Source organism: Actinomycetospora rhizophila (assembly GCF_042657905.1).
GTDB classification, from domain to species: domain Bacteria; phylum Actinomycetota; class Actinomycetes; order Mycobacteriales; family Pseudonocardiaceae; genus Actinomycetospora; species Actinomycetospora rhizophila.
On the sequence record NZ_JBHSKG010000016.1, the window covers coordinates 93,513 to 109,140 of the forward strand.

Annotated in this window: 9 protein-coding genes; 4 read left to right on the forward strand and 5 right to left on the reverse strand. The window is 75.1% G+C overall.

Annotation, left to right across the window (positions count from 1 at the left end):
- Positions 1–66: 66 nt before the first annotated feature.
- The gene (locus tag ACFPK1_RS24925) at positions 67–1,254 is read right to left on the reverse strand and encodes a cysteine desulfurase family protein (protein ID WP_378023649.1); all 1,188 of its coding nucleotides are present in this window, start codon (positions 1,252–1,254) and stop codon (positions 67–69) included.
- 144 nt (positions 1,255–1,398) lie between these two features.
- Here ACFPK1_RS24925 and ACFPK1_RS24930 point away from each other — a divergent pair, with 144 nt between their 5' ends.
- A complete protein-coding gene (locus ACFPK1_RS24930; protein WP_378023650.1) occupies positions 1,399–2,646 on the forward strand; it encodes a cytochrome P450 in 1,248 nt (415 codons plus the stop codon).
- A 73-nt stretch (positions 2,647–2,719) separates the two neighbouring features.
- Here ACFPK1_RS24930 and ACFPK1_RS24935 read toward each other — a convergent pair whose 3' ends face one another.
- Both ACFPK1_RS24935 and ACFPK1_RS24940 read right to left on the reverse strand, forming a co-directional pair.
- Positions 2,720–3,679, reverse strand: a complete 960-nt coding sequence (locus ACFPK1_RS24935) for an electron transfer flavoprotein subunit alpha/FixB family protein (RefSeq protein WP_378023651.1) — start codon at positions 3,677–3,679, stop codon at positions 2,720–2,722.
- 27 nt (positions 3,680–3,706) lie between these two features.
- The gene (locus tag ACFPK1_RS24940; RefSeq protein WP_378023652.1) at positions 3,707–4,489 is read right to left on the reverse strand and encodes an electron transfer flavoprotein subunit beta/FixA family protein; all 783 of its coding nucleotides are present in this window, start codon (positions 4,487–4,489) and stop codon (positions 3,707–3,709) included.
- 260 nt (positions 4,490–4,749) lie between these two features.
- Between ACFPK1_RS24940 and ACFPK1_RS24945 the strand changes: the two genes are divergently transcribed.
- Positions 4,750–4,917, forward strand: coding sequence for a hypothetical protein (locus ACFPK1_RS24945; protein WP_337700702.1), 168 nt, complete (start codon positions 4,750–4,752; stop codon positions 4,915–4,917).
- On the opposite strand, the gene ACFPK1_RS24950 is transcribed toward ACFPK1_RS24945, so the two are convergent.
- Complete coding sequence (locus tag ACFPK1_RS24950) at positions 4,918–6,354, reverse strand: DHA2 family efflux MFS transporter permease subunit (RefSeq protein ID WP_378023653.1); 1,437 nt, start codon at positions 6,352–6,354, stop codon at positions 4,918–4,920.
- Positions 6,355–6,411: 57 nt separating this feature from the next.
- Between ACFPK1_RS24950 and ACFPK1_RS24955 the strand changes: the two genes are divergently transcribed.
- Positions 6,412–7,323: a siderophore-interacting protein gene (locus ACFPK1_RS24955; RefSeq protein WP_378023654.1), complete on the forward strand. Its 912-nt coding sequence runs from the start codon at positions 6,412–6,414 to the stop codon at positions 7,321–7,323.
- A 4-nt stretch (positions 7,324–7,327) separates the two neighbouring features.
- Here the strand turns inward: ACFPK1_RS24955 and ACFPK1_RS24960 are convergent, their stop codons facing one another.
- Positions 7,328–14,347, reverse strand: a complete 7,020-nt coding sequence (locus ACFPK1_RS24960) for an amino acid adenylation domain-containing protein (protein ID WP_465252229.1) — start codon at positions 14,345–14,347, stop codon at positions 7,328–7,330.
- A gap of 278 nt (positions 14,348–14,625) precedes the next feature.
- Here ACFPK1_RS24960 and ACFPK1_RS24965 point away from each other — a divergent pair, with 278 nt between their 5' ends.
- Complete coding sequence (locus ACFPK1_RS24965) at positions 14,626–15,603, forward strand: ABC transporter substrate-binding protein (RefSeq protein WP_378023655.1); 978 nt, start codon at positions 14,626–14,628, stop codon at positions 15,601–15,603.
- Positions 15,604–15,628: the final 25 nt, after the last annotated feature.

Here is a 15,628-nt window from a genome sequence, read left to right on the forward strand (position 1 = left end):
TCCGCGCACGTGAGCACTTCTGAGTGCTCTGGCACTCAGAAGTGCTCACGAGCGCGTCAGCGCACCTCATGACCGCGCCAGCGCGTCCCCGGCCCGGCGCGCGCGCTCGACGACGGGGCCGATCGCCTCGACGACGGCGTCCACGTCGGCGGCCGTGGAGTTGTGGCCCAGGGAGAAGCGCAGCGAGCCGCGCGCGAGGTCCTCGTCGAGGCCCATGGCGAGCAGGACGTGGCTGGGGCGGGCGACGCCGGCGGTGCACGCCGAGCCGGTGGAGCACTCGATGCCCCGGGCGTCGAGCAGCATCAGCAGGCTGTCGCCCTCGCAGCCCGGGAACGACAGGTGCGCGTTGCCGGGCAGGCGCTCGCCGGGCCGGTCGAGGGGCACGCCGTTGAGCTGCGCGTCCGGCACCTCGGCCACGACGCGGGCGACGAGGTCGTCGCGCAGGGTCGTCATCGTCGCCCGGCGCCGCTCGACGTCGGCGACGGCGGCGCGCACCGCGGTCGCGAGGCTCATGGTGCCGGGGACGTCGAGGGTCCCCGAGCGCACGTCGCGCTCCTGCCCGCCCCCGTGCAGCAGGGGCGTGCACGCCGTGTCGCGGCGCAGCAGCAGCGCGCCGACGCCGACGGGGCCGCCGAGCTTGTGCCCGGTCAGCGAGAGGGCGTCGACGCCGCTGGCGGCGAAGTCGACCGGCACCGCGCCGACGGCCTGCACGGCATCGGTGTGCAGCGGCACCCCGCTGGCGTGCGCGACCTCGGCCAGCGCCGCGATGTCGTTGACCGTGCCGACCTCGTTGTTGGCCCACATGACGCTGACGACGGCGACCTCGTCGCCGTGGTCGGCGAGCAGCGCCTTCAGCGACGCGGGGTCCGCGCGCCCCTGCGCGTCGACCGGCAGGAGGTCGAGGACCGCGCCCTCGTGCTCGGCGAGCCACTCGCCCGCGTCCAGGACGGCGTGGTGCTCGGCGGCGGAGACGACGACGCGGGTGCGGCGCGGGTCGGCGGCCCGCCGGGCCCAGTACAGGCCCTTGAGCGCGAGGTTGTCGGCCTCGGTGCCGCCGGTCGCCAGCACGACCTCCGACGGCAGCGCGCCGACGGCCTCGGCGATCGTCTCGCGGGACTCCTCGACCGCGCGCCGCGCCCGCCGCCCCGCCGAGTGCAGCGACGACGCATTGCCGACGCGCGAGAGCGCCTCGGTCAGGGTGGCCGCCGCCTCCGGCAGCATCGGCGTGGTCGCCGCGTGGTCGAGGTAGGTCATCGACCGGCCAGCGTAATCCCCTCGTGCACCGCCGGTCTCCCCCGATCGGTACGGACGCGGCACGCCGTGGTCATCGAGCGCCGGGCGCACTAGCGTCGCGGCCGGTCACGCCCGCCCGGCGCCGGAGGTCGCATGACGCGAGACGTGAGCGACGAGACAGCCGACGACGGGACGGCCGGCTACTGGGCGCCGCGGTGCCCCGCCGGCGCCCACGACGACGCCGAGCACCTCCGGAACCACTTCGACCCGCTGTCGGAGACCCTCACCCGCGGCCGGTACGTGCGGGTCGCGGGGGCGATGGCCCGGCAGTGCCCGGTGACGTGGACCGACGGGTTCGGCGACGGCATCTGGACCGTCTCGGGCTACGCCGAGCTGCAGGAACTGCACCGCCGGGAGGATTCCGCCTTCTCGGCGTTCCCGGTGCTGCTCCAGCACTTCGGCAACGCGCGCCCGATGATCCCGATGGAGTCCGACCCGCCGCTGCACCGGCAGTACAAGCAGATCATCGCCCCGCTGCTGTCGCGGTCGGTGCAGGCCGACAAGGAGCCTGCCTACCGCACGATCGCCCGCGACCTCATCGACCGCTTCGTCGACCGCGGCCGCTGCGAGGTGTTCGGCGAGCTGTGCAACCCGATGACCGCGCACGCGCTGATGGACGCCCTCGGGGTCCCCGGCCCCGACCGCGAGCGCCTCGCCGACCTCGCCGTCGCGCTGGTCCGCGGGCGCGCCGAGGGCGGCGACCAGGCCGACGAGATCTACACGTACTTCACCGGCCTCGCCGCGGCCAAGCGGCGCGAGCCCGCCGACGACCTCGTCACCGCGCTGACCACCGCGACCGTCGACGGGCGTCCCCTCACCGAGGAGGAGATCCTCGACTACTGCGTGATCCTGCTGCCCGCGGGCTTCGAGACGACGGCCAGCTCGATGAGCTTCGTGCTCCTGCTGCTCGCCGAGCACCCGGAGCTCCAGGAGGAGCTGCGCCGCGTCCCCGAGCGCATCCCCGACGCCCTCGAGGAGCTCATGCGCCTCGCCACGCCGACCCGCTCGCACACGCGCACCGTGCTCGCCGACACCGAGATCGGCGGGCAGCTGCTGCGCGCCGGCGAGCGCGTCTACCTCAACTGGGCGGGCGCCGACCACGACCCGCGGACCTTCGACCGGCCCGGCGAGCTCGACATCGACCGGCGCCCCAACCGGCACATGGCCTACGGCTTCGGGCCCCACCTGTGCGTGGGGATGCACATGGCGCGCGCCGAGCTGAAGGTCGCCGTCTCCGAGGTGCTCGCGGCGATGGACGACATCGCCGTCGAGGACCCGGCGGCCGTCGTCGAGGAGATCGGCACGACCTGGGCGCTGACCCACCTCCCGCTGACGTTCACGCCGCGCCGTTAGGGATGTGAGCGAAGGGCCCCCTCGCTCGAACCGGTCGAGCGAGGGGGCCCTTCGGTCAGGACAGCAGGCGCGCCTACGAGCTGCGCTTCTGGACCTCTTCCGACAGCTGCGGGCTGATGGAGAAGAGGTCGCCCACGACACCGAAGTCGGCGATCTCGAAGATCGGGGCCTCGGGGTCCTTGTTGACCGCGACGATCGTCTTCGAGGTCTGCATGCCGGCGCGGTGCTGGATCGCGCCGGAGATGCCGAGCGCGATGTAGAGCTGCGGCGACACCGTCTTGCCGGTCTGCCCCACCTGGAACTGGTTGGGGTAGTAGCCGGAGTCGACGGCGGCGCGCGAGGCGCCGACCGCGGCGTGCAGCGAGTCCGCGAGGGTCTCGACGACGTTGAAGTTCTCCGCCGAGCCGACGCCGCGGCCGCCGGCGACGACGACGTTGGCCTCGGTGAGCTCCGGGCGGTCGCCGCCGACGATCGGCGCGCGGTTGGACACCTTGGCCGACTTCGACTCGTCGATCGCCGGGACGTCGAGGTTCTCCTGCGTCCCGGCGCCGGCCTGCTCCTCGATCTCGAGGGAGCCGGAGCGCCACGAGATCACCGCGGTGTCGGTGGTCGCGCGGGACTGCACGGTGAAGGCGCCACCGAAGATCGAGTGGGTGCCCTCGCGCTGGCCGTCGACATCGACGAGGTCGTTGAGCCAGCCGGAGTTGGTGCGCACGGCCAGGCGGCCGGCGACCTCGCGGCCGTCGGCACCCGCCGGGATCAGCACGGCCGGCGGGGAGACCCGCTCGACCAGCGTGGCCAGCGCGTCGACCTGCGGGGTCGACAGGTAGTTCACGGCGTCGTCGGACTCGGCGACGTAGATCTTCTCCGCGCCGTGGGCCGCGAGGCCCTCGGCGAGCTTCGCCGCGGTGCCCGGCGTGCCGACGACGACGGCCGACGGCTCGCCCAGGCGGCGGGCCGCCGTGAGCATCTCGTAGGTGTTCTTCTTGATCTCCCCGTCGACGTGGTCGACGAGGACCAGGACCTCAGCCATGGGTTCTCCTCTTCGTGTCGGGGGTGATCAGATGAGCTTCTGGCCGACGAGGAACTCGGCGATCTTCGCGCCGCCGTCGCCCTCGTCCTCGACCTTCTGGCCGCCCGACTTCGGGGGCCGCGGGGCGAAGGAGTCGACCTGCACCAGCGAGCCGGCCAGACCGACCTCGCCGGCGTCGAGGCCGAGGTCGGCGATGCCGATCGCGCTCACCGGCTTCTTCTTCGCGGCCATGATCCCCTTGAACGAGGGGTAGCGCGGCTCGTTGATCTTCTCGCCGACGCTCACGACGGCGGGGAGCGACGCGGTGACGTCGCACGTGCCCTCGTCGGTCTCGCGCTTCACGCTCGCGGTGCCGTTCTCGACGGTCAGCGCGTTGGCGTGGGTCAGCGACGGCCAGCCGAGCACCTCGCCGAGCATGCCGGCCATCGCGCCGCTGCGGCCGTCGGTGGCCTCGTTGCCGGCCAGCACGAGCTGCACGTCGTCGACGGTGCCGATGGCCTTGGCCAGGATCTTCGCCGTGGTCACGGCGTCCGACCCGTGGATGGCCTCGTCGTTGACGTGGACGGCCTTGTCCGCGCCCATCGACAGCGCCTTCCGGATGGCGTCCGTGGCGCGGTCCGGGCCGACGGTGAGCACCGTGACCTCGGCGTCGCCGGCCTCCTTGATCTTGAGCGCCTCCTCGACGGCGCGCTCGTTGATCTCGTCGAGCACCGCGTCGGAGGACGCGCGGTCGAGCGTCTTGTCGGCGTCGGAGAGCGTGCGCTCCGACCAGGTGTCCGGCACCTGCTTGATCAGCACGACGATGTTCATGGGCCTTCTGCGACCTCCTGTGCTCGCACCCGTCCCGGCGGGACGGTGTTACCGCTCAGTAAGGTACCGACGGGTAACTTACCTCCTGTCCCGACTCTCCCACGGCTCGTGCCCGGCGGCAGCGTGGCGTATCCCTCTCTTGTTACTCGTCAGTAGGGTGTAGGCCCTTACTCGGCGGTAACAAGTGGGTGCCCGAAAAGGGGGGATATCGTGGGCGGACACAGGGTGGACAGCCCACCCCGCCGCACCAGGGAGTCGTCGTGCCCGGTCTGTTCTCGAAGATCAGTGAGTTCCTGAAGAGCCCGCAGGGACGCAAGTACACCGACCAGGCCAAGCGCTACGCGCAGGACCCGAAGAACCGCCAGAAGGCGCAGGACGCCCTGAACAAGTTCCGCGGCAAGGGCGGCGGCCAGGGCGGCCACCACTAGTCAGCCCGACGTGGCCTGCTCCGCCGCCGGCGCGCGGCGGGGCAACCTCGTCGCCCCGGCCACCGCGACGAGGCAGAAGCCGAGCGTCCACCAGAACGTGTCGGCGAAGGCCAGCGCGATCCCCGGCTCGCCGAGCGGGGCGCGGGCGTCGAGCCGGGTCTGCAGGATCACCGCGAGCACCGCGGTCCCCACCGAGCCGCCGAGGGTGTTGAGCAGGTTGAGCGCGCTCGAGGCGCGCGGCAGCTGCGCGTGCGGCATCGACGAGTAGACGAGGCTCATCACCGGCGCCCCGATCATGCCCAGCCCCACCCCCCGCACGAGCATCGAGGCGACGATGAGCCCCTCCGGCGGCACGCTGCCGAGCTGCGTGAACAGCACCGTGCCGAGCGCGATCAGTCCGATCCCGGTCAGCACCAGCGTGCGCGGCGCGACCCGGTCGATGGTGCGGTTGGTGATCACGGAGCCGAGCGCGGCGCCGACGCCCTGCGGGGCGAGCAGCAGGCCGGCCGCGAACGGGGTCAGGCCGCGCCCGATCTGGAAGTACAGCGGCAGCAGGAACATCGCGCCGTAGACCGAGGCCCCCAGCACGATCAGCGCCGCCGCCGCCGCCCCGAACGGCGGCCGGGTGAACAGGCGCAGGTCGATCAGCGGCACCCCGCGCGTGCGCAGCGCGTGCACGACGTAGAGCGCGAGCATCGCCACCCCGACGAGACCGACGAGCACGGGCGCGGAGGTCGGCGCGCGGCCGTTGCCGAGCTCGGTGAGCCCGAGGACCAGCACCGCGAGGCCCGGCGGGAGCAGCGCGGCGCCCAGCACGTCGAACGTCGTGCCCTGCGCGGCGGGCGGGTTCGGCGCCACGAACTTCCACGCGAGCACGGCGGCGACCAGGCCGATCGGCAGGTTGACCCAGAACAGCCAGGTCCAGTCCGCGACCGCGAGGATCGACCCGCCGATGACCGGCCCGAGCACCGGCGAGAGCAGCGGGACGACGCCGACGATGCTGATGATGCGCCCGATCCGCTGCGGGCCCGCCGCCCGCGCGACCAGCGCCTGACCGACCGGCGGGAGCATCCCGCCGCCGAGGCCCTGGATCACCCGGAAGACGATCAGGCTCGCCGTCGACCAGGCCAGGGCGCACAGCAGGGACCCGGCCAGGAACAGGACCACGGCGCCGATCCAGGTCCGGCGCCCGCCGAACCGGTCGACCACCCAGCCGGACGAGGGCACGGCCAGGGTGACGGCGAGCAGGTAGGCCGTCGTCACCCACTGGATCTCGGTCACCGACGCCCCGAACTCGGTCGCCAGGGTGTCGATGCCGACGTTCACGATCGTCGCGTCGAGCGTCGCCATGAAGGTGCCGAGCACGAGCACGAAGGCGGTGCGCAGCAGCCGCCCGTCGATCTCCGTCGGCGGACCGGGGTCGGTGGCAGCACTCAAGGCAAGGGTCACCTAACTATGGCAGGGTCGAGTCGATCGTCGAGGAGAGGACGGGGCATGGTGGATCGGGATCGACCCCGGGAGCGCGTCGCGGAGGCCCGGCGGGGCGAGGGTGGCGCCAAGGTGCCCTACCCGATCCGCATCCGCCGGCTCGAGGTCACCGGGACGCGCCGGATCGGTCCGGCGATGCTGCGCCTGACCCTCGGCGGGCCGGAGCTCGCGGGCTTCGAGAGCCACAGCGTCGTCGACGAGCACGTCAAGCTGATCTTCCCGGACGACGACGGCGGGCTGCGGGTGCCCGAGCAGAACGGCCTCATGCTCTTCTGGCCCAGGCCCATGCCGCCGACCCGCGACTACACGGTGCGCCGCCACGATCCGGTCGCCGGCGAGCTCGACCTGGACGTCGTGCTGCACCCCGGCGGCCTCGCCTCCGAGTGGGCGTCGCGTGTCGGGCCCGGCGAGCCGGTGTGGGTCGCCGGTCCGCCCGCGGGCCTCGCGGTGCCGGAGCGCTACGACCACTACCTGCTCGCCGGCGACACCACCGCGCTGCCCGCGATCGCGCGCTGGGTGGAGAACATGCCGCCGGACACGCGCGGCCGGGTGTTCGTCGAGGTCGCCGATGCCGCCGAGGAGGTCGACCTCGGCGCGCCCGCGGGCGTCACAGTCACCTGGCTGCACCGCGACGGCGTCGCGGCGGGGCGCAGCGACGTCCTGGCGCGGGCGGTGAGCGCGGTCGCCGTGCCGCCCGGGGAGTCGGTCTACGTCTGGGTCGCGGGCGAGGCCGGGTCGATCAAGCCGCTGCGGCGCTGGGTGCGCGACGAGCTGGGCCTCGCGCCCGCCGACGTGTCCATCACCGGGTACTGGAAGCTCGGCCTGGCGATGTTCGACGAGGACCACAACCCCGGCGACGGAGAGGCCCACGGCCACGGTCACGGGCACGGCCACGACGACGAGCCCGCGCACGCCTGACCGCTCACCGCAGCGCCCGCGCCACGACCGGCCCGATCGCCGCCCACCCCGCCGGCGACACCATGGCCGCGTGGTCGCCCTCGACCCGGTGGGCGACGAGGTGCCCGGCGCCGACCAGGTCCCGCCACGCCGCGGCCAGCTGCTCGGCGTCGGAGCCCTCGGCCCCCCGGGAGGCCGCGAACAGGGTGAGGACCCCGTCGTGGCGGGGGGCGTGCGACGCGGTCCGGATCGCCACGGTCCGCTCGACCGCCGCCCGCACGGTCGCGAGCAGCTCCGGCGCGTCCTGCGCCGCGCCCGGCGGCAGCGCGGCGCGCAGCTCCCGCTCGACGACGTCGGCGCTCGGCCCCCGGCCGTCGGCGCGCTCGGCGGCGAGCGGGCCGGAGTCGATCATCCCGGCGAACGCCACCTCCTCCCCCGCCGCGGCCAGCAGCGCCGCGAGGGAGTGCACGACGTTGCCGCCGAACGAGTAACCGAGCAGGTGGTACGGGCCGGCGGGCTGGATGCCGCGGATCGTCGCCAGGTACTCGGCCGCGAGCTCGTCGATCGTCGTGGCCTCCACCGGGGCCCCGTCCAGCGACGGCAGCTGGAGCCCGAGCACCGGGCGGTCGGCGGGCAGCTCGCGCACGAGCCCGGTGAACACGGTCGCGAACCCGCCGGCGGGGTGCACGCAGAACAGCGGCGCCGCCGTCCCCGTCCGCCGCAGCGGCAGGACGTGGGAGCGCGGCAGGTCGAGGGCGGGCTGCTCCGAGTCCGGCGTGCCGACCGTGGCGCGCGCCGCGATCCCGGCGACGGTGCCGCCCTCGAGGACGTCGCGCACCGAGAGCTCGACGCCCTGGCGCCGCGCCCGCGACACCAGCGCGAGCGAGACGATGCTGTCGCCGCCGACGTCGACGAACTCGTCGTCGAGCTCGATCGCGTCGTTCTCGAGCACCTCGCGCAGCACCCCCAGCAGCACCGACTCGGCCGGCGTGCCCGGAGCCCGCGCCGGCGTCGCGCCGTGCTCGGGGGCGGGCAGCGCGCCGCGGTCGAGCTTCCCGCTCGGCCCGAGGGGCAGGCGGTCGAGGGCCACGAGCGCGGAGGGCACCATCGCCGCGGGCAGGACGGCCGCGAGGTCCGCGCGCAGCGCCGCGGGGTCGATCCCTGCACCCTCGGGGCCGTCGACGGGGACGACGTACCCGACGAGCCGGTCCTCGCGGATGTCGACGACCCCGGCGCGCACGGCGGGGTGGCGGGCGAGCGCCGCCTCGATCTCGCCGGGCTCGATGCGCACGCCGCGGACCTTCACCTGGTCGTCGGTGCGGCCCAGGTAGACGAGCTGGCCGTCGGCCCGCCATCGCACGCGGTCGCCCGTGCGGTACATCCGCTCGCCGGGCGGCCCGAACGGGTCGGCGACGAAGGCGGCGGCGGTCTGGCCGGGCAGGCCGAGGTAGCCGCGGGCGAGGCCGGGCCCGGCGAGGTAGAGCTCGCCGACCATGCCGATCCCGACCGGGCGCAGCCCGGTGCCCAGCACGTAGGCACGCACGTCGGGGTCCGGCCGGCCGATGGGCAGCGTGCCCTCGTCGGTGTCGAGCGCCGGTTCGGCCGGGTCGTAGCGCCAGGTCACCGCGTTGATCGTGACCTCGGTCGGGCCGTAGGCGTTGAACAGCGCGCGGCGCCCGTCGCCCCAGCGCCGGGCCAGCGCGGGGTCGAGCCGCTCGGCGCCGACGACCATGAAGACGTCCGGGTCGACCTGTGCGTCGTCGGGCATCGCGGCCAGGAACGACGGGAGCAGGTTGATCCCGGTGACCCGGTGGGCGCTGATGTGGTCCAGCAGCTCGGGGCCGGGCAGGCGCACCTCCTCCGGCGCGATCACCGAGGTCCCGCCCGAGAGCAGCGGCAGCATCATCTGCCACACCGCGACGTCGAAGCTGGTCGACGCGAAATGCAGGTAGCGCTCCTCCCCCACGCCGACGACGTCCTCCTGCAGCGCCACCAGCCCCGGGAAGCCGCTGTGGCTCACCGCCACGCCCTTGGGCCGGCCCGTGGTGCCCGAGGTGTAGATGACGTAGGCCAGCGCGTCGGCGGTGAGGCCGCGGCGGGCCTCGACGGGGTCGCCGGCGGGCCCCTCGAGCAGCTCCGGGTCGTCGAGGCGCAGCACGTGGACGTCCTGCGCGAACGGCAGGTCGGCGTGCACGTCGGAGGTCGTGACGGCCGCGACGGCGTGCGCGTCGGCGACCATGTACTCGAGGCGCTCGCGGGGGTAGTCGGGGTCCATCGGCACGTACACGGCGCCGGCCTTGAAGATCCCGAAGACGGCGACGACCATCTCGACGTCGCGGCGCAGCAGCACCGCCACGGGCTGCTCGGGCCGCACGCCGCGCGCGAGCAGGGCATGGGCGAGGCGGTCGGCGCGGCGGTCGAGCTCCGCGTAGGTCAGCACGCGGTCGCGGCACTCGACGGCGGCCTGGTCGGGCCGCCGGCGCACCTGCGCGGCGAACTCCTCGAGGCAGCCCGCCCGCACGCGGTGGGCGGCGACGTGCTCGGTGCCCGCCGCCAGTACCTGGGCCTCCTGCTCGGGCTCGAGCAGCCGCAGCCGGGACACCGCCCGGTCCGGGTGGTCGACCATGTCGCGCAGCAGGGTGCGCAGCCGGTCGCCGATGTCGCGCACGGCGTCGTCGTCGAACGCGTGGCGCTGGTAGCCGAAGCGGATGACGATGCGCGGCTCGGGCAGCACCACCACGTTCAGCGGGTAGTGGGTGCCGTCGTCGGTGTCGACGCCGTCGAGCTGGACACCGGGCGCGAGCGTGACGCCGGTGCGGGCCGAGCGCGGCAGGTTCTCGGTGACGAACAGCGTGTCGAACAGGTCCCCCACCCCGACCGCCCGGTGGACCTCGGCGAGCCCGACGTGGTGGTGGTCGGTCATGGCGACCGACTGCTCGTGCATGGCCGCGAGCACCTGGTCGACGGTGTCGCGGTCGCGGTGGGTCAGGCGCACGACGACGGTGCTGCCGAGCTGGCCGATCATCGTCTCGATGCCGTCGACCTGCCCGGAGCGCCCCGAGACCGGGGTGCCGAATAGGACGTCGTCCCGCCCGGTGAGGCGCTCGAGCAGCAGGCCCCAGGCCGTCTGCAGGACCGTCGCCAGCGTGATCCCGCGGGCGCGGGCGAACGCCCGCAGGTCCTCGCTGAGCGCGCGGTCGAGCTCGAGCTGCCGGCGCGCGGGCCGCTCGAGCCCCGCGCCCTTCGCGGCGGGCGCGAGCCGCGTGCCCTCGTCGACGCCGGCGAGCAGGCGGCGCCAGGCGTCGAGCGAGGCGGCGCGGTCCTGGCGGGCGAGCCAGCGCAGGTAGTCGGTGACCGGGGCCGGGGCGGGCGCCGGGGTGCCGCCGCCGAGCTCGTCGTAGATCGCGAACAGCGTGCGGCACACCAGCGGCATCGACCAGCCGTCGAGCAGCGCGTGGTGGTTGGTGATCACCAGCCGGTGGTCGGCGGCGCCGAGGGTGAGCAGGACGAACCGGATCAGCGGCGGGCGGGCCGGGTGCCAGGGCCGGTCCATCTCGGCGCGGGCCGCGGTGGCGACGGCCTGCTGCGGGTCGGCGCTCGCCGACAGGTCGACGTGGGACCAGCCGGGCTCCACCTCCTCCGGCACGACCTGCACGACCTCGCCGGTGGCGGCGGTGGTCAGGGCGCTGCGCAGCGCGGAGCTGCGCCGCAGGAGCTCGGCGGCGGCCGCCTGCAGGCGCGCCGGGTCGATCGCGCCGGTGAGGTGGTGGACGCCCTGCACCAGGTAGACCTCGGCGTCGGCGTCCTCGCGGGCGAGGCTGTGCACGGTCAGCCCGGCCTGCAGCGCCGTCGCCGGGAGGGCCTCGCGGATCGGGCCGTCGAAGTCGACGCCGGCCGGGTCGACGGCGGGGTCGACGTCGGGGTCCGGGAGCGCCTCGTCCTGCGTGCTGCGCCGCGCGAGGCTCGCCAGCGACGCGAGGTCCGGCGCCGCGAGCAGCTCGCGCGGGCGCAGCTCGAGACCGTGCGCGCGCAGCCGCGAGCAGACCGCGATCGCGGTGATGCTGTCGCCGCCGAGCCCGACGAAGTCGTCGTCCACGCCCGCGCGCTCGAGCCCCAGGACGTCGGCGAGGACGGCGGCGAGCGCCCGCTCCTCGGGCGTCTCCGGAGCACGCCCGGAGCGGGCGGCGGGCGGCGCCGGGAGCGCGCGGCGGTCGAGCTTGCCGCTGGTGGTGGTGGGCAGCTCGTCGAGCACCACCACCGACGAGGGCACCATGTGCTCGGGCACCCGGGCGGCCAGCGCGCGCCGGACCTCGTCGGGCGTCACACCGCCGACCACATAGCCGACCAGCTGCGGGCGTCCGGTGTCGGCGCGGACCACCGCGGCCGCCGCGCGCACCCCGGGCAGGTCCGCGAGCCGGCCCTCGACCTCGCCGATCTCGATCCGGTAGCCCCGGATCTTGATCTGGCCGTCGCCGCGGCCCAGGTAGTCCAGACCGCGCCCCGGCACCCAGCGGGCCAGGTCGCCCGTGCGGTACATCCGCTCGCCGGGCGCTCCGTAGGGGTCGGCGAGGAAGCGCTCGGCCGTGGTGCCCGGGTGGCCCAGGTAGCCGCGCGCCAGGTGCGGGCCGGCGAGGTAGAGCTCGCCCACGGCGCCGTGCGGCACGGGCTGCAGGGCGACGTCGAGCAGGTACACCCGGGTGCCGGGCAGCGGGGTCCCGATCGTCGGGACGCCGGGGGTCAGCGGCGCGGCCGTGGCGTCGACGGTGGCCTCGGTGGGTCCGTAGACGTTGCGCGCGGGCACGCCGGACTCGACGACGCGCTGCCACAGCGCGGGCGGGGCGGCCTCGCCGCCGAGGATCAGCAGCGCCGGCGGGTGGGGGCCGGTGAGCAGGCCCGCCTCGATCAGCTGCGTCGCCATCGACGGGGTCGTGTCCACCACGTCGATGCCGTCGGCGCCGAAGGTCGCGAGCAGCTCCTCGGCGTCGCGGGTCAGGTCGGCGTCGTAGAGGTGCAGCTCGTGGCCGTGGAGCAGCCAGAGCAGCTGGTCGACCGAGGCGTCGAAGGCGAACGAGTAGGTGTGCGCGACGCGCAGGACCCCGCGGCCGGCGAGCTCGGGGGCCGTCGCCGTGTGGTGCGCCAGCAGGCCGGAGAGGCCCCCGGCGCGCACGAGCACGCCCTTCGGCCGGCCCGTCGAGCCGGAGGTGTGGATGACGTAGGCGAGGCGCTCGGGGGCGAGCGACCGGTCCGCGAGCGGACCGGCGGGCCGGACCTCCGCCGCGGCGCGCAGGTCGTCGACGTCGACCGCCGCCTCGAGCGCTGCTCCGACCAGAGACCCCGTCGCCACCACCAGCGCCGGGCGCGCGTCGTCGATCAGCTCGCGCAGCCGCGCGGTGGGGTGCGCCGGATCCAGCGGCAGGTAGGCGGCGCCGGCGTCGAGCACGGCGAGCAGGGTGACGACGAGGTCGACCGAGCGCGGCAGGGCGACGGCCACCACGTCGTCGGTGCCGATCCCCCGCGCCCGCAGGGCCCGCGCGGTGCGCTGCACCCGGCCCGCGAGCTCGACGGCGGTGAGCCGCTCGGCGCCGCCGACCAGGGCGGTGCGGTCGCCGAGGTCGGCGAGGCGGTCGATCACGGTCGCCACGTCGTCGACCGGGCCCGCCGGCGGCCCCGCCCCGTCGGCCAGCAGCCGGTCCCGCTCCTGCGCGGTGACCAGGTCGACCGCGCCGACCGGCGGCGCCGCGTCCGCGGTCAGCGCGTCGACCACCCGCAGCAGCGACCGCGCGCGCCACTCGACGCCGCGCTGGTCGGTGAGCCGGTCGTCGACCTCGAAGCCCAGCGTCAGCCCGCCGTCCGGGGTGGGCGTCGCGGTCAGCTCGTAGTCCTGCGGCGGGCCGCCGGCGACGTTGCGCATGACGCCGGTCGAGCCCGCGAAGTCGATCGTGTAGTCGAAGGCCTTGAGGTTGATCCCGCCGAGCAGCATGCCGCCGAGGCCGGGCACGCCCAGCTCGCGCGGCAGGTCGGCGCCCCGGAACCGCTGGTGGGAGCGCATCTCCTTCATCCGCTCGGCGACGCGGGCGCTCAGCGCATCGAGGCGGTCGTCGCCGTGCACCGTCACGCGCAGCGGCAGCAGGTTCACCGCCATCGCCGGCGTGCGCAGCGCGGCCCTGCCGGCGCGGCACATCAGCGGCATGCCGATGACGACGTCGGACTCGCCGTGCGCGCGGTGCAGGAAGGCGGCGAAGCAGGCGATGAGGACGTCCGCCCAGGTGCTCGCCGACCGCTCCCCGACGGCCGTGAGACGCGCGACGGTGTCCGGCGGGACGACGACGGCGGCCGCGACGGTGCGCTCCGGGGCCCCGGACACGGTGCGGGTGGCGCCGGCGGGCTCGGGCAGCGGGGTGAGCCGGTCGCGCCAGTAGGCCCGGTCGCGCTCGAAGCGCTCGCCCGCCCGGTACTCCTGGTCGGCGGCGACGAGGTCGGCGATCGCGCCGAACGCGGGCGCGGGCGCCTCGGTGCCGCGGACCAGCGCGGTGTAGTGCGCGCCCGCGCGCCGGGCCATCATCGCGGCGGAGTAGCCGTCGATGATCACGTGGTGGTAGAGCTGCACCCACCACACCGCGCGGTCGGTGAGGCGCAGCAGCGTCTGGCTGTCCAGCCGGCGGTCCACCAGCCCGCGGCAGGCCTCGGCGGCCCGGGTCCGGATGGCGGCCACCGTGGCGTGCGCGGCCGCGACGGGGTCGGTCTCGGCGCGCAGGTCGACGACCTCGGGCGGCGCCACGGGCTCCCCGGTCAGCGTCTGGCGCGGCCCGTCCGGGGTGTCGTGGAACCGCAGGTGCAGCGTCTCGGCCTCGTCGAGCGTGCGCCGGACGGCCTCGGCGAGCGCCTCCACGTCGAGGGTGTCGTGGCCGTCGATCTCGACGACGTCGCCGACGAGGTAGTGCGGCGAGTCCGGCTCGAGCCACTGCGCGTTCCAGATCCCGAGCTGGGCGCCGGTCAGCTCCAGCAGCTCGGTCCGTGGGGCCTGTGCCCGGACAGCAGTGCTCAACACGTCCTCCCGACCCCCTGGTTAGGCATGCCTAACCCACCATTCCGGGGCGCCCCGCGCAAGCGGCACGCACCGTCGTCCGAGTCACGGCGAGTGTCGACCTCACCACGTCGGGCGATCACCCGGCTGGTGTTGTGATGCAAGCCTGTCCTAACCTCCCCGGGCGAACGTGCGCGCATCCGGCCCCGTCGGGTCGACGAGGAGAGGGAGGACCCGTGGGCCCTGTGGGCAGTCCTGCGACCGAGGACGCGCCGGCCGTCCGAGGATCGACGACCGGAATGGGGCCCACCCTGCGGGCGCTGCTCGCGGGCCTGGCGGCCCTGCTGGTGCTGGCCGGCTGCTCCGGCGGCGACGAGTCCAGCGGCGGGGGTGGCGGTGGTGGGACGCGCACCGTCGAGTCCGAGCGCGGGCCCGTGCAGGTCCCCGCGGCGCCGCAGCGGATCGCGGTGCTCTCGGGCGGGCTCGCGGGTGACCTGTTCACCCTCGAGGCGCCGGTCGTCGCGGCCGACCCCCGCGTGCTGGGCGTGCAGAACGACGCGTCCGGCTTCCCGCCCAGCTGGTCGGCCCGGGCCCAGCAGCAGGGCACCCAGCGGCTCGCCAGCGAGGGCGCCGGCCTGTCGATCGAGCAGGTCGCCGCGGCCCGCCCCGACCTCATCATCGGCGGCGGGCAGGGCTTCACCGCCGCGCAGGCCGCGAACGCCTACCCGCAGCTGCAGCAGATCGCGCCGACGGTCCTGCTCCCCGCCTTCACGCAGTGGCAGGACCAGCTCACGCGGATCGCCGACGTCGTCGGGCGCTCCGACCGCGTGCCGGGCCTCCTGCAGGCCTACCAGGACCGGGCCGCGCAGGTCCGGGGCGCGCTGCGCGTGCCCCCGCAGCCCACGGTGTTCCTCTACCAGTCCCGCGACGGCAAGTCCTACGTGATCACGCCGACCGCGGCGCTGCCCGCGATCGCCCGCGATCTCGGCTTCACGCCCGACGACGTCATCACCAAGGCGAACAACCCGCCGCTGTTCGGCACCGGGGACTCGTTCGAGGTCAGCCCGGAGCTGCTGCCGCGCGTGGCCGACGCCCCCACCGCCGTCTACGTCCCGATCGGCACCCAGCCGCTCGCGCAGGTGGCGGCGAACCCGGTGTACGCGCGGCTGCCCGCGTTCAGCAGCGGCCAGGTCTACGAGGTGCCCTCCACCAGCTTCCGCCCGGACTACCAGGGGGCGATGAGCACGCTCGACGCCTTCGCGACCCAGTTCCGCTGAGCCCCGCTCGCCACCCGGAGGAGCC

Bases quoted from the DNA above. Each gene is read 5' to 3' on its own strand.
- ACFPK1_RS24935 (WP_378023651.1), bottom strand. From the start codon at position 3,679: ATGGCTGAGGTCCTGGTCCTCGTCGACCACGTCGACGGGGAGATCAAG.
- ACFPK1_RS24925 (WP_378023649.1), bottom strand. From the start codon at position 1,254: ATGACCTACCTCGACCACGCGGCGACCACGCCGATGCTGCCGGAGGCG.
- ACFPK1_RS24965 (WP_378023655.1), top strand. From the start codon at position 14,626: ATGGGGCCCACCCTGCGGGCGCTGCTCGCGGGCCTGGCGGCCCTGCTG.
- ACFPK1_RS24955 (WP_378023654.1), top strand. From the start codon at position 6,412: ATGGTGGATCGGGATCGACCCCGGGAGCGCGTCGCGGAGGCCCGGCGG.
- ACFPK1_RS24940 (WP_378023652.1), bottom strand. From the start codon at position 4,489: ATGAACATCGTCGTGCTGATCAAGCAGGTGCCGGACACCTGGTCGGAG.